Below are 21666 nucleotides of genomic sequence, written 5' to 3'. Positions count from 1 at the left end.
GCCGCAGCTTACGCCAGAATGCCGCTCAGACCGTGCAGGCTCATATAAATCCCTACCACGGTAATCAGCGCAGCGGAAATCCAAGGCGCTTTACGGGAAAGTTCGTTAAACCCGGGCCAGCGTTTTGTCGCATGTTTGAGGCTCAAGGCGGCAATCGCGCCGGAAGCCACCAGCGTTAACGCCAGACCAATACTGAAGCTGAACACCAGCGTCGCGCCGAGGGCAAAATGCTTTAGCTGCAGGCAGATCAGCAGAACGGTGATGGAGGCCGGGCAGGGGATAAGCCCGCCGGTCAGGCCAAACATGACGATCTGTCCGGTGGTGACGTTTTGACCGCTGAAGCGGCGGTTAATATCCTGCGCGTGCGCGCGCTGGTGGGCATCCTGCCACTCCTCTTCAACCAGCGGGTGTTCGTGGTGGTGATGATCATGATGATGGTCATGGTGGTGATGATCGTGATGATGATGGTGATGATCGTGTGGCTGGCTCTCTTTCCAGGTTCGCCACGCCATCCACAGGGCGATCGCAACGATCAACACCCCGGAGATCAGCTGGAACCAGGGTTCGGACGTATGCGCATCCCAGCCCCGACCAAACCATAATCCCGCCATAGCAACGAGCCAGACCACCGCCGTATGGGAGAGCGTGGCCGCCAGGCCGAGCAGTACCGCCTGTTTCAGCGTGCCGCGGATGGCCACGATAAAAGCGGCCATCATGGTCTTTGAGTGGCCCGGTTCCAGGCCATGCAGCGCACCGAGCAGGATGGCGCTGGGAACAAACAGCCAGGCATTACCCTGCTGCAGGAGTGAAGCAAAATCGGTCATGGGGGATTCCGGCGTGGAAAATGTCTGCAAATACTACTCCCCCCCAGTAGGCTAATACTACCCCCCAGTAGAAAAATACTCAGGGGGAGTAGAGCGTGTTATGCTTTAAAAGCCAAAAATAAGGGATAGAGAGATGTCACATACCGTTCGCGATAAGAAAATGTTACTGACTCGCCTGAAGAAAATTCAGGGGCAGAGTCATGCCCTGGAGAAAATGCTCAACAGCGATCACGAATGCGCCGAGGTGTTACAGCAGCTGGCGGCGATCCGCGGGGCGGTCAACGGCATGATGATGCAGGTGATCGAAGGGCATTTAACCGATCATGTGGTGAAAGAACCCGAAGAAGCGCAGCGTGAAGCCGATCTTGGCGTGGTGCTGCAGGTGATCAAATCCTATCTTAAGTAGAGTGCGTGCCGAGGTTATTCTCTGCCCAAAGAATAAATTCTGTTTTTGGCAGCGCTTTGCTGTAGTACCACCCCTGCCCGTACTGCACGCCGTGGCGGTGTAGCCAGGCGAGCTGCCCTGCGGTTTCGACTCCCTCCGCCACCATCGCCAGCTTCAGCGACTTTGCTATTTCAATGATGTGCGGCGTTACGTTTTTATACTCCAGCGCATCCACGAACGATTTATCAATTTTTAGCGTGTCGACGTCCAGATCCTGCAGATAGCTCAGGCTGGAATAGCCTGTACCAAAATCATCAATATAGACAGGATGGCCCGAACGGCGGAGTGCGGCGATTGCCGGCGCGCTGATTTTGGGATCGGCAAAGCCGCGCTCGGTGAGCTCAAGGGCGATTTGCCGGGGATGGATTTGCCATTTATTCAGTAGCTGACTCAGCAGAGGCGGCAGGATGCCGGAGGTCAAATCGTCAGGCGCGAGGTTAATGGAGATATGATGATCCGGGTAGCGTTGCAGCCAGTGACCCATATCTTCAAAAACCTTTTCGATGACTAACTGCGTCAGCTGTGAGATGAGCCCCGTTTGCTCGGCAAGGGGGACAAAAATATCCGGCGAGAGGCTGCTTCCGTCCGGCTGAGGCCAGCGCGTCAGCGCCTCAGCGCCCACAATTTTTCCGCTACAGAGCGCCACGATGGGCTGATAGTGCACCACAAAATCCCGGCTGTTAATGGCGTCCAGCAGGCGATTGCGCGGTGACTGGATACGCCGCAGTATCCGCAGGACGAAGAGCGCGGCGAGCAGGCTTATCAACATGCCGAACGGTAACCAGAAAAGCAGCTGCCGGTGCCAGGTTTCAGAGAGCGGTTTGAGCGTTGCCCATGCGACTACGGTAAATCCAAGCTCAGGTACAGACTTCATAATGTACATTGAACCGTTGTACTGCACGCTTTTCATACCCCGCTCCTGAACCATGTCGCGGATGTGAGAATCGAGCTTACTGCTGCTGGCAAAAATGCGGTGCGTTGTGCTTCCTACCAGGGCGGCATCAATTGCTATCTCGCCGAAAGGGATCACGTCCACCAGCGAAGCAGGATCGACCATGACAAGGTAGTGCCCTTTTCCCAGCACTGCCATGTAGCGGTTAAACCCAAGATCGTTTTGCGTGGTCAGCCATGCGCTGTAACCATCTTCGGTAATGCGCATCGGTGGGGGGAAAGGGGGGGCATGACTGGTTTGCTCGAGGGAGGAGCAGAGCGGCTGAAGGTTGTCGATATAAATCACTTCCTGGACATATCGCCACGAGAAAGCGACCCGGCGCATTTCCCTCAGTTGCAAAGGGCTGCACGGCACCCCCTCAAAGGCCTGCAGGTGATCGAGCGCTTCTTTTGCCTGAGCCACAACCCTGTCGGTTCGTACCAGCACGCGTGAGGCATAATTATCCAGCGCATCGGCAAATTTATCCTCCGCCTGGCGATGGGCCAGCCAGATGCTCAGGCAAATGGGGACCAGCACAGAAAAGATAAGTATGCCAGTCACCAGACTGACCAGATGTCGGGTTTTCATGCTGTCGTGTCCTTCCTCGTATACCCGTTCCTGGGCATTGAGTTCCCTGCCTGAAGAGAAAGATTTTACCGCGAAATGATATAGTTATAGCACGTGGTTGGCATGGTTTTCATCTTATCACAGGCAAACGAGAAATTATCGTCAGGCGAGAGGGGGTTGTTTTTTCAAACTGGCCTGGATATTATTTTGTTATGTTATAACAAAACATAAAGGATTTACGATGAAACCTAATATCCATCCCGCCTATCGCACCGTGGTCTTCCACGACACCAGCGCGAATGAATACTTCAAAGTGGGCTCAACCATTAAGACCGACCGTGAAATTGAACTCGACGGTGAAACCTATCCGTACATCACCATCGAGGTTTCTTCAAAATCGCACCCGTTTTATACCGGTAAGCAGAAAACGTTCTCTACAGACGGCAGCGCAGCGCGCTTCCGCAAGCGTTTTGGCGGTTTTCTCAATGCGAAGCGGGGCTAACCATGCAGGTTCTTAACTCATTACGTAGTGCAAAGCAGCGTCACCCGGATTGCCAGATAGTCAAACGCAAGGGACGCTTATACGTGATTTGCAAATCTAATCCGCGCTTTAAGGCGGTTCAGGGACGTAAAAAAAGACGCTAGACGCGCGTTTCTCGCCAGCTTTCCAGGGATCTTTTCTGTTTGCCATCGGCAGTAAAATTGTCGGTGGCAAGCCAGCTTGCAAAGGCGCTCGCCAGCGCCGGCCACTCTTTGTCGAGAATCGAAAACCAGTCGGTATCCCGGTTACGGCCTTTTATGACCAGCGCCTGACGAAAGCGCCCTTCAAACTGAAAGCCCAGACGCAGCGCCGCTTTACGGGAAGGCTCGTTCAGGCTGTTGCACTTCCATTCATAACGCCGATACCCAAGGGTATCGAACACGTATCGCATCAGCAGATACTGGGCTTCTGTCGACATCGGCGTGCGGCTTAACAGAGGAGAGAAGTGAACGTGTCCCACTTCCACGACCCCGTTTTTAGGATCGATACGCATCAGGGACAGCGTCCCGACAGGGGACTGGGTCCGGTTATCGATAACGGTAAAGTGGATGGGATCGGATAACGCACTTACGCTCGCCACCCATTCGGCAAACTCCTCTGCGGTGGCATCGGGTTCACGCAGCAGCCACGTCCAGCTGCGGGTATCTTCGGCCAGGGAATAGGCGGAGAACAAAGCGTGGGCATGCTCCACGCGCAGCGGCTCCAGCCGACAATAGTGACCCTGCAGGACCACCCGGGACGGGTGCTGACGAGGCTGCCAGTCGGTAAGCGCTTCGCCCACTGGCTGTCCGAACTGATTGAATGTCTTCATCTTAATTTCCGTGACGTTGAAAAGAGCTTCAGACTAGTGAATTGCTGGTTCCTTAAAAAGAACCACTGCGCTATGTTTTGATGGTGCCACGAGGAGGCGAGATGAATATACCGGGTGATGAATTTTATACCTTGCTCCATGCAGCCCTGAAAACACGCGGCGAAGAGACGCTCCAGCGCGCACTCTACCTTGCTTTACGGGAGGCCATACTGGGCGGAAGGCTACGATCCGGCAGCCAGCTTTCCGGTTCGCGAACGCTGGCGCAGCAGATCTCGGTTTCCCGAAACACAGTCAATGCGGCGCTGGACCAGCTCACCCTGGAAGGGTATTTGCAGCGTAATCGCCAGGGAACGCGGGTGGCGCAGTTAGCTCACCGTTCCGTCCCCCGGATAATGCCGGGCCCTGCCATCACGCTCGCAAAACGGGTCGCCCTGCTGCCCGCGCCTGTGCCGCGTGATACCCCGGTGATGGCGTTCACGCCGGGAACGCCTGCCATTAACTATTTCCCCTTGCCGCTGTGGCGGCGATTGTACGATCGCGTCCTGCGCGAGGAGGGAAGTGCCCTGCTAGGCTATGGCGACCCGGCCGGCGAGCCGTCGCTGCGTGCCGCGATTGCCCGGCATCTCGCCCTGTCCCGCGGTATCGACTGCGACGCCAGCCAGATTGTGATAACCGAAGGAGCGCTTGAGGGCGTCAATCTTTGCACGATGCTGTTAAGCGAGCCTGGCGATGTCGCCTGGGTAGAAAACCCCGGCTATAGCGGGGCAAAGAGTGCGTTTGTTAAATCCGGCCTGGCAATGACGGGGATCCCGATTGATGACGAGGGGATGTGCTGGGAGGGACTGAATGTACCTTCTCCCTCGTTAATTTTTACCTCACCTTCACACCAGTTCCCCTACGGAAGCGTGCTCAGTGCCCGACGACGCCTCGCGCTACTGGAGCTCGCCCGGCAGCACAACGCGTGGATCATTGAAGACGATTACGACAGTGAGTTTCGTTATGCCGGTGAGCCCGTTCCGGCGATGCTGGGAATGGTAAACAACGCGCCCGTGGTTTATCTCGGGACGTTCAGTAAAACGCTGTTTCCTTCGCTCCGAATAGGGTTCATGGTCTTGCCGCCAGCGCTGGCGAAGGCGGCTCGTCCGGCCATCGGCTCGCTGTTGCGCGGTGGGCATCGTGCCGAACAGCGCACGCTGGCGCTGTTTATCGAAGAAGGTCACTACGCCCGTCATCTGGCTGCCATGCGTCGGCTCTATCGTAAACGATACCGCCAGCTGCGGGAGGTGCTGGGCACAGAGCTTCATGCGCCGCACCGTATTCTGGCCGGTGAAGGCGGAATGCATCTGACGCTGGCGATAGACGATATTGATGACCAGAGGCTGGTGGAGCAGGCGAGGGCGTTTCAGCTGTCACCCGCTGCATTGAGCGGGTACTACCTGGAGGCGAAGCAGGGGCAAACCGGGCTGGTTTTAGGTTACGGTAATACCTCTGCTTCTCAGTTTGCGCCGGGGATCCGGCGTCTGCAGGCGTTAATTACGCAGCAGCAGGGCGGGAAAGGGTAAAGACATCATAGAAAGAGAGCTGTCCTTTGGTGGAGACCATTTTCTGCAGCTTCTCTTTTTGCCCGGCTTCAACTGCCGGAGAGTGCATGATGTTTTCAATCAGCTCCTCTGGCACGTAACGCGTGTTGTACCATTCGCCGTTGTAGCAGACCCGAAAGTCGAGCACGTCGATGTCTTCGTAACGGTAGCGCGGATTCACGTCGAAAAAGAAAAACGCGTTAAAGACCACAAACAGTACAACCAGCAGCCAGACGGAATCCACCAGCGTTTCAGACTTCAGCATTACAATCAGCGTCGCCAGCCAGGCGGCATACATGGCGACAAACAGTCCAGGGTGTTTGCGAATAAAGCTAATGCTAAAGCGCGGGCGATTGTCGCGCTTTTCGCGGAGGTTAAGATCGTCGATGGTGGCGGTAAGCAGGCGCTGTATCTCGGTCATTTTTTGCCTTCATGAGAGTTGACAATACAGGGTGTCTGCCAATTTTAGGGGAGCCATCAGGCTGAAAAAAGTAACAGTCTGGCGCTAAAAGACCATAACAGTTGACTCCCCACTCCCTCACAGCGTTTTGATAATTTTTGCCGGGTTGCCGCCAACGACAACGTTAGCCGGGACGTCTTTCGTCACGACGGCGCCGGAGGCCACCACAACATTATCACCAATGGTGACGCCAGGGTTAATGACCGCCCGACCACCAATCCAGACGTTATTGCCAATATTGACGGGTTTTCCAAACTCCACGCCGCTATTTCGTTCCTCGGCGTCCAGCGGGTGGGTTGCTGTGTAAATATGCACACCCGGTGCGAGCATGCAGTTATCACCAATATGAACAGGGCAGACATCCAGCATCACGCAATCGAAGTTAGCGTAAAAGTTTTTGCCCAGGTAAATGTTATATCCATAGTCGCAGCGGAAGCTCGGTTCTATATATGCGCCTTCGCTTTGTCCCAGAAGTTCCGCCAGAATCTTCTGGCGTTCTGTTTTATCATCAGGCGCGGTGTGGTTATAGCGATAAACCAGATGGCGGGCGCGCAGTCGGTCGGCTCGTAACGTCTCATCGCCGGGGCGGTAATGTTCACCGGCAATCATTTTCTGTTTTTCTAAGCTCATTGGAAACCTCTCTGGATGGGATTACCGCAGAGTAATCGGAACAGGCCAGTAGGGGAACGTTCCCGAAAGGCCGATGTGACTGGAGTCACAACATTGCTGCTGCTGAACACGTTTTACACGGAGACCTGGCTTACGCACAGGGAGCATAACGGGATAGGTAAAAACTCAGAACGAGGCGTAGAACTCTACAGACACCCTTCAAAGATTAACGGACAAATTTCCACACAGAAGTAGGGATTTTGTCATACAGCTTATTCATTGTCAGTTCAGCAAGACGATGGTCAGCGGCTGAATAAAATACCGCCAGTTCATTATCAGAAAGCTCGTATTTATTCTTTTCAATGACGCGCTCAAGCGTGTCAATTGACTGACAACGTCGTAAGCGCATCAAATAATCGATCTTTGTGAGTGGTTTATCAGACATAAATTCACCTTAGTAATTGTAATAATTTTAACAGGAAAGACTAACCGGGTTAGCTCTGCTCACGTTGACGAAACAGCGGAATAGCCGATTTCCCGATTTACGCCATTTTTGCAAATCCTGAGCGTTAATGCCGTAACTGCTGAACAACATAAAGGTATCGTCCAGGTATTCATCAATTTGCTCAATCAGCTTATTATCTTCATTGTACTTAATTTTATAATTAAGTGCGAAGGTTGCGATATGCTCTATCAGCTCATTCAACTGCAAATTGATGGCAGACGTTGGGTCGTTTACCCAGCCATGGTTGCTTTCATCAAGGTTGGCAAGGCAGTCATGGTACAAGGATTCGCAGAGAAATTTCAACTGCGCGATATCATGCCTTTTTGGCGAGTACTCGTCCATAGCGCATCCCCTTCTGAGTGATTTCTTACTCACCGAACATCATTGTCGGGATGGATACAACTGACTTAGCTACATGAGTGCTGTGTTCCTGATAACCTAACTATAAGCCACTCCTTGCTGGATTTCATCGCGCTATTACGAAAAATTACAAATAAAACCGCAGACTGCGAGTTTCTCCGCAAATGGTCATCCTGGACCCAACGTTTTTATCCAAATTAACGAGGGTGTTTTATCGCTTCCTTACGTTTCATTGGCTTAGCAAAAATGATGAGAAAAGTTCAGATTCAGACTTATCTTTGTAAGAACTTTTTATTAGGAATATTCCTAATGGCTTAAGCGGAGAAATGAAATTAAAAAAATCCTGAATTCACCGATTAAGTTATCAGTTAATTATGATATGTCTATTTAAGATGGCAGAAAATAAATAGAACCACAATAAGCGTAATTTATGATTTTTTCTGAAAATGAAAAAGGCCGCTAATGCGGCCTTTTTATCATGTGAAACCGGTATCAGTGAGGTTCTACCGAATGACTGTGTTCAACATCTTCATTCTTTCGGCTAAAGCGGCGGCGAACCACCACGAAGAACACCGGTACGAAGAAGATAGCCAGTACGGTCGCGGTAACCATACCGCCCATCACACCTGTACCTACTGCGTTCTGCGCGCCGGAGCCCGCACCGGAGCTGATAACCAGCGGCAGTACGCCGAGGATAAACGCCAGCGACGTCATCAGGATTGGGCGCAGACGCATACGAACCGCTTCAAGCGTCGCCTCAATAAGACCTTTGCCCTCTTTCTCCATCAGATCTTTGGCGAATTCAACGATAAGTATCGCGTTCTTCGCCGACAAGCCAATGGTTGTCAGCAGGCCTACCTGGAAGTAAACGTCGTTGGTTAGTCCACGGAACGTTGCCGCAAGCAGCGCACCGATAACCCCGAGTGGAACCACCAGCATAACGGAGAATGGAATCGACCAGCTCTCGTACAGTGCCGCCAGACACAGGAACACCACAATCAGTGAAATGGCGTACAGAGCAGGGGCCTGGTTACCGGACAGACGTTCCTGATAGGACATACCGGTCCAGTCATAGCCGATACCCGCAGGCAGTTTGCTCGCCAGCTCTTCCATCAGGTTCATGGCTTCACCGGTGCTTCGACCCGGAGCAGCCTGACCCAGGATCTCCATAGACGGCAGGCCGTTATAGCGTTCCAGACGCGGTGAACCGTATTCCCAGCGTGAGGTTGAGAACGCCGAGAACGGTACCATCTGACCATTGCTGCCGCGCACGAACCAGCTGTTGATATCGTTAGGCAACATACGGTACTGCGCCTCGGACATCACGTACACTTTCTTCACACGACCGCGGTCGATGAAGTCGTTAACGTAGCTACCGCCCCAGGCTGCGCCCAGCGTGGTGTTGATGTCACTGATGGATACGCCCAGAGCCTGGGCTTTCTCCTGGTCGATATCGATCTTGTACTGCGGCGTATCTTCCAGGCCGTTTGGACGCACGCCGACCAGCAGGTCAGGGTGTTTAGCAACTTCACCGAACAGCTGGTTACGCGCCTGCGTCAGTTTTTCGTGACCCAGACCGCCCTGGTCAATCAGCTGGAAGTCGAAACCGGTCGCCGTACCCAGTTCAACAATCGCTGGCAGGTTAAAGGCGAAGACCATCGCATCTTTAATCTGCGAGAAGGTGCCCATTGCACGGCCGGTGATGGCTTCAACCTTGTTCTTTTCGCCCGGACGTTCAGACCAGTCTTTCAAAGAAACGAAGGCAATACCGGTGTTCTGACCACGACCCGCAAAGCCAAAGCCGTTAACCGCAAACACGGATTCAACGTTGTCTTTCTCTTTGGTGAGGTAGTAGTCCGTCACTTCATCCAGCACTTTCTGGGTACGCTCTTGCGACGCGCCCGCAGGAAGCTGTGCCATCGTCAGGAACACGCCCTGGTCTTCATCCGGCAGGAACGAGCTTGGCAGACGAACGAACAGGAAAGCCATGCCCACTACGATGATGATATAGAGCAGCAGATAACGACCGGTGCTGCGCAGGATGTTGCCCACGCTGTCGGTGTAGTGATGCGTGCTCTTATCAAACATGCGGTTAAACCAGCCGAAGAATCCTTTGTGCTCGCCGTGACCGCCTTTCTGAATCGGCTTCAGCATGGTGGCACACAGGGCAGGGGTCAGGATCAACGCCACCAGCACCGACAGCGCCATCGCGGAAACGATGGTAATCGAGAACTGACGGTAAATCGCACCGGTAGAGCCCCCGAAGAAGGCCATTGGGATAAATACCGCAGACAGCACCATCGCGATACCGACCAGCGCGCCCTGGATCTGACCCATTGATTTACGGGTCGCTTCCTTCGGCGGCAGACCTTCTTCCGCCATCACGCGCTCGACGTTCTCTACCACGACGATGGCGTCATCCACCAGCAGGCCGATGGCGAGCACCATCCCGAACATCGTCAGGGTGTTTATCGAGTAGCCAAATATCGACAGGATCGCAAAGGTCCCGAGCAGAACAACCGGCACGGCAATCGTTGGGATAAGCGTCGCGCGGAAGTTTTGCAGGAACAGGTACATCACCAGGAACACCAGGATGATGGCTTCTACCAGCGTTTTAACCACTTCGTGAATCGAAATTTTGACGAACGGCGTGGTGTCGTATGGGTAAACGATTTTCAGACCTGACGGGAAGAACGGTTCCATCTTCTTCAGCTCTGCGCGGATCGCCGTGGCGGTGTCCAGGGCGTTAGCGCCTGTCGCCAGTTTGATACCCAGACCGGAAGCCGGTTTACCGTTAAACTTCGCGATGATGTCGTAGTTCTCACCGCCCAGCTCTACTTTTGCCACGTCGCGCAGGCGAACCTGCGAACCGTCCTGATTCACTTTCAGCAGAATTTTGCTGAACTCATCGGCAGAGGTCAGACGGGTCTGCGCGATGATCGAGGCGTTAAGCTGCTGGCCTTTCACCGGCGGTGTTCCGCCTAACTGACCGGCCGCTACCTGGGCGTTCTGCGCTTTAATCGCGCTGATCACGTCAACCGGGGTCAGCTGGAAGTTGTTCAGTTTGTTCGGATCCATCCAGATACGCATCGCGTACTGAGAACCGAACAGCTGCACGTCACCCACACCGGAAGTACGGCTGATGGCGTCCTTCATGTTGGCGCCCACGTAGTCGGAAATATCCTCCTGCGTCATGGTGCCGTTGGTGTTGATAACGCCGACAACCATCAGGAAGCTACTGGACGATTTCTCGACGCTCACACCCTGCTGTTGTACTTCCTGCGGCAGCAAAGGCATCGCCAGCTGCAGTTTGTTCTGCACCTGAACCTGCGCAATGTCAGCATCCGTACCTGACTGGAAGGTCAGGGTGATCTGCACTGTACCGGTTGAGTCACTGTTTGAGGACATGTACATCAGGTTATCGATACCGTTCATGTTCTGTTCGATAACCTGGGTGACGGTGTCCTGCACCGTTTTCGCATCAGCCCCCGGGTAGGTTGCGGAAATTGTTACCGCCGGTGGCGCAATCGTTGGATATTGCGCGACAGGCAGCTTCAGGATCGCAAGTCCCCCGGCCAGCATGATGATAATGGCGATCACCCACGCAAATATGGGGCGATCGATAAAGAAATTAGGCATGTCTTAACGGCTCCTGTTTAAGTTAAGACTTGGTTTGTTCTGACTGGCCAGCGGCCGAAGCTTGTTGTTTATCGTCAGATTTCACTTCCTGTGCTTTAACCTGCGCGCCAGGACGAACTTTTTGCAAACCAGTAACAATCACGCGATCGCCATCTTTCAGACCTTCCGTCACCAGCCATTTATCGCCAATCGCCTGGGTGGCGGTGATATTGCGCGTTTCGACTTTGTCATCAGCCCCAACAACCAGCGCGCTCGCATCGCCGCGTGGCGTACGGGTCACACCCTGCTGTGGAACCAGAAGTGCGGTTGGATTCGTTCCTTCTTCCAGACGCGCGCGAACGAACATACCTGGCAGCAGATTTTTGTCAGGGTTCGGGAAAATCGCACGTAAGGTGATGGAACCTGTGGTCTGGTCGACCGTCACGTCAGAGAATTCCAGCGTACCTTCCTGCGGGAACTTGATACCGTCGTTGGTAATCAGCTCCACTTTGGCTTTGCCGTTTTCCTGTTTCAGGGTGCCGTTAGCCAGCTCCTGTTTCAGGCGCAGGAAATCGTTGCTGGACTGCGTCACGTCAACGTAGATCGGATCGAGCTGCTGCACGGTCGCCAGCGCAGTGGTCTGACCGTTCTGCACCAGAGCCCCTTCCGTCACGGAAGACTTACCAATACGACCGCTGATAGGGGAGGTCACTTTGGTATAGGCCAGGTTAATGCGCGCGGTTTCGACGGCCGCTTTGGCTGCCACCACGGCTGCGTTAGCCTGCTGGGCATCCGCCAGGGCGGTATCGTAATCCTGCTGACTGATGTACTTGGTACCGAGCAGTTTTTGATAGCGGTTCAGCGTCAACTGAGCAATTTTAGCCGCGGCCTGTGCTTTAGCCAGATCGCCTTTCGCGCTTTCATAATTTGCCTGATAGGTTGCTGGATCAATCTGATACAGAGACTCACCGGCCTTCACATCACCGCCTTCGGTGAAGTTACGTTTCAGGATAATGCCGCTAACCTGAGGACGCACTTCCGCAATGCGGTAAGCACTTGTACGGCCTGGTAATTCGGTGGTGATTTGTAGAGGTTCAGATTTGAGCGTCACAACGCCTACTTCTGGCGCCTGCTGAGCTCCTTGTTGAGCTGGTTTGTCGTCACATCCTGTTAGCGCTAAGCTGCCTGAGAGCATCAGAACGACCGCCAGAGGCGTTAACCCTCTGTTTTTGTTCATATGTAAACCTCGAGTGTCCGATTTCAAATTGATCAAGGGTCCTGAGTCTAAAACCCATTGCTGCGTTTATATTATCGTCATGCTATGGTACATACATTCACAAATGTATGTAAATCTGACTCCTGTAAATTCACCCACCTATGGCACGAAAAACTAAACAACAAGCGCTGGAAACCCGACAACACATTCTTGATGTGGCAATACGTTTGTTCTCGCAGCAGGGTGTTTCATCCACCTCGCTGGCGCAGATTGCTCAGGCTGCCGGTGTGACGCGAGGAGCGATTTACTGGCATTTTAAAGATAAGTCAGATCTGTTCAGTGAAATCTGGGAGCTTTCAGAGTCCAGCATTAGCGATCTTGAGAGTGAGTATCGGGCAAAATTCCCTGACGATCCACTCTCAGTAATGAGAGAAATATTAGTATATATCCTTGAAGCAACGGTAGTTGAAGAACGTCGCAGATTAATGATGGAAATAATTTATCATAAATGCGAGTTTGTCGGCGAAATGGCGGTGGTGCAGCAGGCGCAACGCAGCCTCAGCCTCGAGAGCTATGACCGCATTGAACAGAATCTGAACCTGTGTATGCAGGCGAAGCTGTTACCGGCCAATCTCTTGACCCGACGGGCGGCAATCCTGATGCGTGGCTACATTTCCGGTCTGATGGAAAACTGGCTTTTTGCGCCGCAATCCTTTGACCTCAAAGAGGAAGCCCGCTGCTACGTGGCGATTTTACTGGAAATGCTACAGCTCTGCCCCACGCTGCGCGGCGACGCGCCTTCGCTAACGGCCTGATCCCTTTCCAGGATTTATCTCAGAGGATAACGTTCGCGCTATTCTGCTCTCAGCGAGCGTGATATTCTTCACGCCGGACTATTTTCGGTCATCTTCTGACATCATTCACAACTATGCTGCCCATCAATCGCTCGCAACATCCTGTTTTTGCATTGCTCTTTGCGATGCTGTTTTTCTTCGCCACCGCGCCGCTGACCTGGGCCCGCGCCGACAACAGCAACGATATCCCCACGCGTGCGGATGTTCAGTCGCAGCTCGACGCGCTGAACAAACAAAAAGAGCTCTCTCCTCAGGATAAGCTCATCCAGCAGGATCTGACGGAAACGCTGGAAACGCTGGATAAAATTGAACGCGTCAAAGCAGATACCGCCCAGCTTCGTCAGAAGGTGGCGCAGGCTCCTGAAAATATGCGCAAAGCCACGGAATCGCTGAACGCCCTGAGCGACGTCGATAACGATACCGAAACGCGCAAAACGCTCTCGACGCTCTCTTTACGCCAGCTGGAGTCGCGCGTCGCGCAACTGCTTGACGACCTGCAAACCGCGCAGTCCGACCTCGCGACGTATAACAGCCAGCTTGTCTCCCTGCAAACCCAGCCAGAGCGCGTGCAAAATGCGATGTACGCCGCGTCTCAGCAGCTGCAACAGATCCGCAACCGCCTCAACGGCACGACGGTAGGCGAAGGCACGCTGCGCCCGACGCAGCAAACCCTGCTGCTGGTGCAGCAGACGTTGCTCAATGCGCAAATCGAACAGCAGCGTAAAAGCCTGGAAGGGAATACGGTGCTGCAGGACACGCTGCAGAAACAGCGTGATTACGTCACCGCAAATATTAATCGCCTGGAACACCAGCTTCAGCTGCTGCAGGAGGCGGTAAACAGTAAACGCCTGACGCTGACGGAAAAAACCGCCCAGGAGGCCGTATCGCCTGACGAAACTGCCCGCATTCAGGCGAATCCGCTGGTGAAACAGGAGCTCGAGGCCAACCACCAGCTTAGCCAGCGCCTGATACTGGCGACGGAACACGGTAACTCGCTGGTTCAGCAAAACATCAAAGTGAAGAACTGGCTGGATCGCGCGCTGCAGGCTGAACGCAACATCAAAGAGCAGATCGCGGTTCTGAAGGGCAGCCTCCTGCTGTCGCGTATTCTCTACCAGCAGCAGCAGACGCTCCCGTCCGCCGATGAGCTGGAAGACATGACCAACCGCATTGCGGATTTACGTCTGGAACAGTTTGACGTCAACCAGCAGCGCGATGCCCTTTTCCAGAGCGATGCCTTTGTCGCCAAAATTGAAGAAGGGCACTCCAGCGACGTAAACCCGGAAGTGCACGACGCGCTGCTCCAGGTCGTCGATATGCGTCGCGAGCTGCTGGACCAGCTCAACAAACAGCTGGGTAACCAGCTGATGATGGCCATTAACCTGCAGATCAACCAGCAGCAGCTGGTGAGCGTCTCGAAAAGTCTGCAGGAGATCCTGACCCAGCAGATTTTCTGGGTAAACAGCAACAAACCGATGGACTGGGACTGGATTAAATCCTTCCCTGAGACGCTGAAAACGCAGATTAAGAGCATGAAGATCACCGTAAACTGGGAGAAAGCCTGGCCTGCGGTGACGATTGCCTTGCTGGCGGGATTACCGCTGCTGCTGATTGCCGGCCTGATCCGCTGGCGTCTGGGCTGGCTGAAAAAATACCAGGCGAAGCTGGCGTCCGAAGTGGGGCAGCTGCGCAACGATAGCCAGCTCCATACGCCAAAAGCGATTCTCATCGATCTCATTCGCGCCCTGCCGGTGTGCCTGATTATTCTGGCCGTGGGGCTGATTCTGCTCACCATGCAGCTCAACGTTAGCGATCTGCTGTGGGCGTTCAGTAAAAAACTGGCGCTGTTCTGGCTGGTGTTTGGCGTGTGCTGGAAGGTGCTGGAAAAAGACGGCGTGGCGGTGCGTCATTTCAACATGCCTGCGCAGCTGACCAGCCACTGGCGTCGCCAGATTGTGCGCATCAGCCTGGCGCTCCTGCCGCTGCACTTCTGGTCGGTTGTTTCTGAGCTTTCCCCGCTGCATCTGATGGATGATGTGCTGGGTCAGCTGGTTATCCTGCTGAACCTGCTGCTGATTGCGATCCTGATGTGGCCGATGTGCCGCGACAGCTGGCGTGATAAAGAGTCCCACAATATTCGTCTGGTCACCGTGACGGTGCTGGCGATCATTCCGCTGGCGCTGATGGTGCTGACGGCAACGGGGTACTTCTATACCACGCTGCGCCTGTCCGGGCGCTGGATTGAAACGGTCTATCTGGTGATCGTCTGGAACCTGCTCTATCAGACCGTGCTGCGCGGCCTGAGCGTTGCGGCGCGTCGCATTGCCTATCGCCGTGCTATCGCGCGTCGTCAGCATCAGGTGAAAGAAGGGGCCGAAGGCGCGGAACCGCAGGAAGAGCCGACCATCGCCCTGGAGCAGGTTAACCAGCAGACGCTGCGCATTACCATGCTGGTGATGATCGCCCTGTTTGCCGTGATGTTCTGGGCTATCTGGTCCGATCTTATTACCGTTTTCGCCTATCTCGACAGTATTACCCTCTGGCAATACAACGGCACCGAAGCGGGCGCGGCGGTCATGAAAAGCGTGACCATGGGCAGCCTGCTGTTTGCACTGGTGTCGTCGGTTGTCGCCTGGGCGCTGATACGCAACCTGCCGGGCCTGCTTGAAGTGCTGCTCCTGTCACGTCTGAATCTTCGGCAGGGGGCGTCCTACGCCATTACTACGATCCTCAACTACGTGATCATTATTGTCGGGGCGATGACGGTCTTTGGCTCGCTTGGCGTCTCGTGGGATAAACTGCAGTGGCTGGCGGCGGCCCTCTCGGTCGGTCTTGGTTTTGGCCTGCAGGAGATCTTCGGTAACTTCGTGTCCGGTCTGATCATCCTGTTCGAACGTCCGGTACGTATCGGCGATACCGTCACCATCGGCACGTTCTCGGGAACGGTCAGCAAGATCCGTATTCGTGCCACCACCATCACCGACTTCGATCGTAAAGAGGTGATCATCCCGAACAAAGCGTTCGTGACCGAGCGTCTGATCAACTGGTCGCTCTCCGATACGGTGACGCGCGTGGTGATCCGCCTGGGCGTGGCCTATGGATCGGATCTGGATAAGGTGAAAGAGGTGCTGCTGAAGGCGGCGTCTGAGCATCCGAAAGTGATGCACGATCCGGCTCCGGCGGTCTTCTTCACCACCTTTGGGCCGAGTACGCTGGATCACGAGCTGCGTTTATACGTGCGCGAGCTGCGCGACCGCAGCTACACGGTGGATGAGCTTAACCGCTCTATCGATCGTCTGTGCCGTGAAAACGATATTAATATCGCCTTCAACCAGCTTGAGGTTCACCTGCGTAACGAGAAAGGTGATGAGCATACGGAAGTGAAGCGCGACATTAAGGGTGATGACCCTCACCCTAACCCTCTCCCTTGAAGGGAGAGGGAATAATCTGCTGCGGTCTGCTTTTACCCTCTCCCCTCAGGGGAGAGGGTAGGGTGAGGGGGAAGTTTCCCCTCAAAATCCCGCCGCACAATCTCCAGCGCCTTAATCACCGTTTCGGCGGGGATCTCATGATTCTCCAGCAGCATAATCAAATCGACGGCCAGCTTGACCTCATCGGGTGCATTTTCCAGTGACATAGTGTGGCTCCTGTTAACGGGTCAAGCGTTCAATGACGCGCTCAATCTCGTCAAGCGCCTGACGGCAGCGGACGATACGTCCTTCCAGCGCGCTAATCTCGCGCATCAATAGCTGCTGCTCTTCCAGCGTTTCGCTTTTGTTCAGCCGCACTTCGCGTTCGCGCTTCATCTCAAACAGCCGGCGTTCAAACTCCTGGTTCTCCAGCCGCTTGCGCTGCCATTTGCCGAGCCCCGGCGAGGCGCTGTCCCAGGCGCGCAGCGGCCAGGCGGTGATTTCGCGATGCAGCGCGGTGATCTGCTCGGTGAGGTGCTCCGCAAGCCACGCCACCTGCTCCCGCTGTTCACTCTCAACCGCATGGCGAAGCTCGTCGAGATTGGTCTGCGCTTCCGCCAGGTAATCCTGAATGACGGTGCTACGGGTACGAAAAAGCTGCCGGTCAAAGCGCGGTTTCAGCGTGGCGTGCCCCATCAGCGGCGTGGCCTGCTCCCGCAGAGCAATCAGCTGATTTTGCAGCCTCTCAAGAAGCAGTGCTGTTTTCAAGGCGCTCTCCAGTGGTAAAGTAGCCGTTCAGTTTGATAACGATTCGCATTATGAAGCGTACTATTTTAATCATCATTGGCTGGCTCGCGGTAGTGCTTGGCACGCTGGGTGTGTTTTTACCCTTGCTGCCGACCACGCCGTTTATCCTGCTGGCGGCCTGGTGCTTCGCCCGCTCGTCACCGCGTTTTCACCACTGGCTGCTCTATCGCTCATGGTTTGGCGGCTATCTGCGGCACTGGCAAAAACACCGGGCCATGCCGCCCGGCGCGAAGCCGCGCGCGATCGCGGTGATCCTCATCACTTTCGCTATTTCATTATGGCTGGTGAAAATGATGTGGGTACGCATTCTGCTGCTGGCGATCCTGACCTGCCTGCTTTTCTTTATGTGGCGGATCCCCGTGGTTGATGAAAAGCAACAAAAGCACTGAAGCCTCATCATGGCTGTTGCAATTATCACGCGCAGCCAGTAAATTCGACCGTTTTCGAGCACAGGTGCGCCTGGTCAAAGGTTAAACAATTGTTGCCTTGGCCGACTCGTTGCGCGCTGTGAGTAACACTGTTTTATTTAGGCACAAACCGATGACCGCAACTGCACAGCAGCTTGAATATCTGAAAAACAGCATCAAAAGCATCCAGGACTATCCAAAGCCTGGCATTCTTTTCCGTGATGTCACCAGCTTGCTGGAAGACCCGAAAGCGTACGCGCTCAGCATTGAACTGCTGGTCGAGCGTTATAAAAACGCCGGGATCACCAAAGTAGTAGGTACCGAAGCCCGTGGCTTCCTGTTTGGCGCGCCGGTTGCGCTGGCAATGGGCGTAGGTTTTGTGCCGGTGCGTAAGCCGCGCAAGCTGCCGCGTGAAACTATCGCAGAAAGCTACGAGCTGGAGTACGGCACCGATCAGCTGGAGATCCACGTTGACGCGATCAAGCCTGGCGACAAGGTGCTGGTGGTGGACGATCTGCTGGCAACCGGCGGTACCATTGAAGCGACCGTGAAGCTGATCCGTCGTCTGGGTGGTGAAGTGACCGACGCGGCATTCATCATCAACCTGTTCGATCTCGGCGGTGAACAGCGCCTGGAAAAACAGGGTATTACCAGCTACAGCCTGGTGCCTTTCCCGGGTCACTAATCCCGGTTCTCACAACCTCGCTCAATGGGTGAGGTTGTGATAGCATTCCCCTCCATAAATTCACCTTCCAGCGTTGCAGAGCCTGCCCATGAGTTATCAGGTGTTAGCCCGTAAATGGCGACCACAAACCTTTGCTGACGTTGTCGGTCAGGAACATGTGCTGACGGCCCTGGCGAACGGCTTGTCGCTAGGTCGCATCCATCACGCCTATCTTTTTTCCGGCACCCGCGGCGTCGGTAAGACCTCTATTGCCCGTTTGCTGGCAAAAGGTCTCAACTGCGAAACCGGGATCACCGCCACGCCGTGCGGCGTGTGTGATAACTGTCGGGAGATCGAGCAGGGGCGTTTTGTCGATCTGATCGAGATCGACGCCGCCTCGCGTACCAAAGTGGAAGATACCCGCGATCTGCTCGATAACGTGCAGTACGCCCCGGCGCGCGGCCGCTTCAAGGTCTATCTGATCGATGAAGTGCACATGCTGTCGCGCCACAGCTTTAACGCCCTGCTGAAGACGCTGGAAGAGCCGCCCGCGCACGTGAAGTTCCTGCTGGCGACCACCGATCCGCAAAAGCTGCCGGTCACGATTTTGTCGCGCTGCCTGCAGTTCCACCTGAAGGTGCTGGACGTTGAGCAGATCCGCGCGCAGCTTGAACACATTCTTGACGAAGAGAAAATTGTTCACGAACCGCGCGCCCTGCAGCTGCTGGCCCGCGCGGCGGACGGCAGCCTGCGTGATGCGCTCAGTCTGACCGACCAGGCGATTGCCAGCGGTGACGGCAAGCTCTCCACCGAGGCGGTCAGCACCATGCTCGGCACGCTGGATGACGATCAGGCGCTGTCGCTTATCGAAGCGATGATTGCCGCCAACGGCGAACGCGTGATGTCGCAGGTGAACGCGGCCGCTGCCCGCGGTATTGAGTGGGAAGGGCTGCTGGTTGAGATGCTCAGCCTGCTGCACCGCGTGGCGATGCTCCAGCTTTCTCCCTCCGCGATTGGTGCGGATATGGCGGCCATTGAACAGCGGATGCGTGAGCTTGCCCGCACCGTGCCGCCTGCCGACGTGCAGCTTTATTACCAGACGCTGCTGATTGGCCGCAAAGAGTTACCGTTTGCGCCGGATCCGCGTATGGGCGTTGAAATGACGCTGCTGCGCGCGCTGGCGTTCCACCCGCGCATGCCGCTGCCGGAGCCGGAAGTGCCGCGACAGTCTTTCGCGCCGGTCGCGCCCACCGCGGTGATGTCGCCGCAGCAGGTGCCGCCGCAGCAGCCGACGCCGCCGCAGCAGAACGTACCGCTGTCGGATGCCACCAGTTCGGTGCTTGCCGCGCGCAGCCAGCTGCAGCGTGCCCAGGGAGTAACCAAACCAAAAAAGAGTGAACCGGCAGCGCCAGGAAGAGCGCGGCCGGTGAACAACGCCGCGCTTGAACGACTGGCCTCGGTAACGGAGCGCGTGCAGTCGCGTCCTGCACCGTCCGCGCTCGAGCAGAAAGCCCCGGTGAAAGAAGAGGCTTACCGCTGGAAGGCAACCACCATCACCGAAGAGGTGAAGGAAGAGGTCGCCACGCCGAAAGCGCTTAAAAAGGCGCTGGAGCATGAGAAAACGCCGGAGCTTTCCGCGAAGCTTGCCGAAGAGTCCATTGCGCGCGACGCCTGGGCGGCCGAGGTCAGCAAACTCCATCTGCCGAAGCTGGTGGAGCAGGTCGCGCTCAACGCCTGGAAAGAGCAGGATGGCAATCAGGTGCGTTTGCACCTGCGTCCGGGTCAGCGGCACCTCAATTCCCCTGGCGCGCAAAAAGCGCTGGCCGAGGCGCTCGCCGCATTACAGGGCGCGCCGGTTGAATTGACTATCATTGAAGATGATAATCCGGCAGTGAAAACGCCGCTCGAGTGGCGCCAGGCCATTTATGAAGAGAAGCTCGCGCAGGCGCGCGAGGCGATTATTGCGGATAACAACATTCAGACCCTGCGCCGGTTCTTCGACGCCGATCTGGATGAAGAGAGTATTCGCCCCATTTGATCGTAAGTTTGACTTACGGTTGTAATCCTTAAACGTGAAAGAAGAGAGAAGCCTATGTTTGGTGGAAAAGGCGGTCTGGGTGGCCTGATGAAGCAGGCTCAGCAGATGCAGGAAAAAATGCAGAAGATGCAGGAAGAGATCGCTCAGCTGGAAGTCACGGGTGAGTCCGGTGCCGGTCTGGTCAAGGTGACCATCAACGGTGCGCACAACTGCCGTCGCGTTGAAATTGACCCGAGCCTGCTCGAAGACGACAAAGATATGCTGGAAGATCTGGTTGCAGCCGCGTTTAACGATGCCGCTCGCCGTATCGACGAAACTCAGAAAGAGAAAATGGCCTCCGTTTCCAGCGGCATGCAGCTGCCGCCTGGCTTCAAGATGCCATTCTGATGCAAACCAGTCCGCTGCTCACGCAGTTAATGGAAGCACTGCGCTGCCTGCCGGGCGTCGGCCCGAAGTCGGCGCAGCGCATGGCGTTTACGCTATTGCAGCGCGACCGCAGCGGCGGGATGCGCCTGGCGCAGGCTTTAACCCGCGCCATGTCAGAAATTGGTCACTGTGCGGATTGCCGTACCTTTACCGAGCAGGACGTGTGTAACATCTGCACGAACCCGCGTCGTCAGGAAAACGGCCAGATTTGCGTGGTGGAGAGTCCGGCGGACATCTACGCCATCGAGCAAACCGGGCAGTTTTCCGGCCGCTACTTCGTGCTGATGGGGCATCTCTCCCCGCTGGACGGTATTGGCCCGGACGATATCGGTCTTGACCGCCTTGAACAGCGCCTTGAGTCCGAAACGATAAAAGAGGTGATCCTCGCCACCAACCCCACGGTGGAAGGGGAGGCAACCGCGAACTACATCGCCGAGCTGTGCTCGCAGTATGGCGTTGACGCCAGCCGCATCGCCCACGGCGTGCCGGTCGGCGGCGAGCTGGAGATGGTGGACGGCACCACGCTGTCGCACTCTCTGGCCGGGCGTCACAAGATTATTTTCTGACCAAACGGAGGCTGCGCGCGCGGCCTC

22 protein-coding genes and 1 other annotated feature are annotated in these 21666 nt (G+C 55.3%); of the genes, 11 read left to right on the top strand and 11 right to left on the bottom strand.

Annotated elements, in window-relative coordinates:
- Positions 1-8: 8 nt before the first annotated feature.
- Positions 9-824, bottom strand: a complete 816-nt coding sequence (locus RVY89_RS14055; protein WP_484825666.1) for a nickel/cobalt efflux protein RcnA — start codon at positions 822-824, stop codon at positions 9-11.
- A 133-nt stretch (positions 825-957) separates the two neighbouring features.
- On the opposite strand from RVY89_RS14055, the gene RVY89_RS14050 reads away from it, so the two are divergent.
- Positions 958-1230 carry a metal/formaldehyde-sensitive transcriptional repressor gene (locus RVY89_RS14050; RefSeq protein WP_032646179.1) on the top strand — a complete coding sequence of 91 codons (273 nt, stop codon included), beginning with the start codon at positions 958-960 and terminating at the stop codon, positions 1228-1230.
- On the opposite strand, the gene RVY89_RS14045 is transcribed toward RVY89_RS14050, so the two are convergent.
- Positions 1223-2788 (bottom strand): EAL domain-containing protein, encoded by a 1566-nt coding sequence (locus RVY89_RS14045; protein WP_484825665.1) that lies wholly within the window; start codon positions 2786-2788, stop codon positions 1223-1225. The genes RVY89_RS14050 and RVY89_RS14045 overlap by 8 nt on opposite strands.
- 220 nt (positions 2789-3008) lie before the next feature.
- On the opposite strand from RVY89_RS14045, the gene RVY89_RS14040 reads away from it, so the two are divergent.
- Both RVY89_RS14040 and ykgO read left to right on the top strand, forming a co-directional pair.
- The gene (locus tag RVY89_RS14040; RefSeq protein ID WP_006176933.1) at positions 3009-3269 is read left to right on the top strand and encodes a type B 50S ribosomal protein L31; all 261 of its coding nucleotides are present in this window, start codon (positions 3009-3011) and stop codon (positions 3267-3269) included.
- Positions 3270-3271: 2 nt separating this feature from the next.
- A complete protein-coding gene (gene ykgO, locus RVY89_RS14035; RefSeq protein WP_003859006.1) occupies positions 3272-3412 on the top strand; it encodes a type B 50S ribosomal protein L36 in 141 nt (46 codons plus the stop codon).
- On the opposite strand, the gene RVY89_RS14030 is transcribed toward ykgO, so the two are convergent.
- Entirely contained in the window at positions 3409-4119 is a 711-nt protein-coding gene (locus RVY89_RS14030) for a GNAT family N-acetyltransferase (protein ID WP_484825664.1), read from the bottom strand. The genes ykgO and RVY89_RS14030 overlap by 4 nt on opposite strands.
- Before the next feature lie 101 nt (positions 4120-4220).
- Between RVY89_RS14030 and pdxR the strand changes: the two genes are divergently transcribed.
- Positions 4221-5681, top strand: coding sequence for a MocR-like pyridoxine biosynthesis transcription factor PdxR (gene pdxR, locus RVY89_RS14025; protein ID WP_484825663.1), 1461 nt, complete (start codon positions 4221-4223; stop codon positions 5679-5681).
- On the opposite strand, the gene RVY89_RS14020 is transcribed toward pdxR, so the two are convergent.
- The 6 genes from RVY89_RS14020 to acrA all read right to left on the bottom strand — a co-directional run bounded on the left by RVY89_RS14020 (position 5653) and on the right by acrA (position 12488).
- On the bottom strand, positions 5653-6120 hold the full coding sequence (locus tag RVY89_RS14020) for a YlaC family protein (protein ID WP_023310598.1): 468 nt from the start codon (positions 6118-6120) through the stop codon (positions 5653-5655). The genes pdxR and RVY89_RS14020 overlap by 29 nt on opposite strands.
- A 117-nt stretch (positions 6121-6237) precedes the next feature.
- A complete protein-coding gene (gene maa / locus RVY89_RS14015; protein WP_484825662.1) occupies positions 6238-6789 on the bottom strand; it encodes a maltose O-acetyltransferase in 552 nt (183 codons plus the stop codon).
- Positions 6790-6994: 205 nt separating this feature from the next.
- Positions 6995-7213, bottom strand: coding sequence for an HHA domain-containing protein (locus RVY89_RS14010; RefSeq protein ID WP_008499287.1), 219 nt, complete (start codon positions 7211-7213; stop codon positions 6995-6997).
- Between the two features lie 27 nt (positions 7214-7240).
- A complete protein-coding gene (tomB, locus tag RVY89_RS14005) occupies positions 7241-7615 on the bottom strand; it encodes an Hha toxicity modulator TomB (RefSeq protein ID WP_008499288.1) in 375 nt (124 codons plus the stop codon).
- A 510-nt stretch (positions 7616-8125) separates the two neighbouring features.
- Positions 8126-11272, bottom strand: a complete 3147-nt coding sequence (gene acrB, locus RVY89_RS14000) for a multidrug efflux RND transporter permease subunit AcrB (protein WP_029741964.1) — start codon at positions 11270-11272, stop codon at positions 8126-8128.
- A gap of 22 nt (positions 11273-11294) precedes the next feature.
- The gene (acrA, locus tag RVY89_RS13995; RefSeq protein WP_484825661.1) at positions 11295-12488 is read right to left on the bottom strand and encodes a multidrug efflux RND transporter periplasmic adaptor subunit AcrA; all 1194 of its coding nucleotides are present in this window, start codon (positions 12486-12488) and stop codon (positions 11295-11297) included.
- Between the two features lie 140 nt (positions 12489-12628).
- On the opposite strand from acrA, the gene acrR reads away from it, so the two are divergent.
- Both acrR and mscK read left to right on the top strand, forming a co-directional pair.
- Entirely contained in the window at positions 12629-13282 is a 654-nt protein-coding gene (gene acrR, locus RVY89_RS13990; RefSeq protein WP_484825660.1) for a multidrug efflux transporter transcriptional repressor AcrR, read from the top strand.
- A 113-nt stretch (positions 13283-13395) separates the two neighbouring features.
- Positions 13396-16752 (top strand): mechanosensitive channel MscK, encoded by a 3357-nt coding sequence (gene mscK, locus RVY89_RS13985; RefSeq protein WP_484825659.1) that lies wholly within the window; start codon positions 13396-13398, stop codon positions 16750-16752.
- Positions 16753-16784: 32 nt separating this feature from the next.
- Here the strand turns inward: mscK and rsmS are convergent, their stop codons facing one another.
- Both rsmS and priC read right to left on the bottom strand, forming a co-directional pair.
- Positions 16785-16958, bottom strand: a complete 174-nt coding sequence (gene rsmS / locus RVY89_RS13980; protein WP_484825658.1) for a pleiotropic regulatory protein RsmS — start codon at positions 16956-16958, stop codon at positions 16785-16787.
- Between the two features lie 13 nt (positions 16959-16971).
- Complete coding sequence (priC, locus tag RVY89_RS13975) at positions 16972-17499, bottom strand: primosomal replication protein N'' (protein ID WP_484825657.1); 528 nt, start codon at positions 17497-17499, stop codon at positions 16972-16974.
- 50 nt (positions 17500-17549) lie between these two features.
- Here priC and RVY89_RS13970 point away from each other — a divergent pair, with 50 nt between their 5' ends.
- The 5 genes from RVY89_RS13970 (at position 17550) to recR (ending at position 21639) form a co-directional block, all read left to right on the top strand.
- On the top strand, positions 17550-17927 hold the full coding sequence (locus RVY89_RS13970) for a DUF454 family protein (protein WP_024906851.1): 378 nt from the start codon (positions 17550-17552) through the stop codon (positions 17925-17927).
- 151 nt (positions 17928-18078) lie between these two features.
- Positions 18079-18630: an adenine phosphoribosyltransferase gene (gene apt / locus RVY89_RS13965; protein ID WP_000127359.1), complete on the top strand. Its 552-nt coding sequence runs from the start codon at positions 18079-18081 to the stop codon at positions 18628-18630.
- Positions 18631-18718: 88 nt separating this feature from the next.
- Positions 18719-20647, top strand: coding sequence for a DNA polymerase III subunit gamma/tau (dnaX, locus tag RVY89_RS13960; protein ID WP_484825656.1), 1929 nt, complete (start codon positions 18719-18721; stop codon positions 20645-20647).
- Positions 19977-20041 (top strand) — a sequence feature (DnaX frameshifting element). Its footprint overlaps the gene before it by 65 nt.
- A gap of 54 nt (positions 20648-20701) precedes the next feature.
- A complete protein-coding gene (locus tag RVY89_RS13955; protein ID WP_010428194.1) occupies positions 20702-21034 on the top strand; it encodes a YbaB/EbfC family nucleoid-associated protein in 333 nt (110 codons plus the stop codon).
- Positions 21034-21639: a recombination mediator RecR gene (gene recR / locus RVY89_RS13950; RefSeq protein ID WP_008499298.1), complete on the top strand. Its 606-nt coding sequence runs from the start codon at positions 21034-21036 to the stop codon at positions 21637-21639. Before RVY89_RS13955 ends, recR begins: the two co-directional genes overlap by 1 nt.
- The last annotated feature ends 27 nt before the right edge of the window (positions 21640-21666 follow it).

Source organism: Enterobacter sp. 3U4 (genome assembly GCF_057224565.1).
Note: the sequence above shows the minus strand (reverse complement) of the source record. Positions and strands in the feature narration are given on the sequence as shown.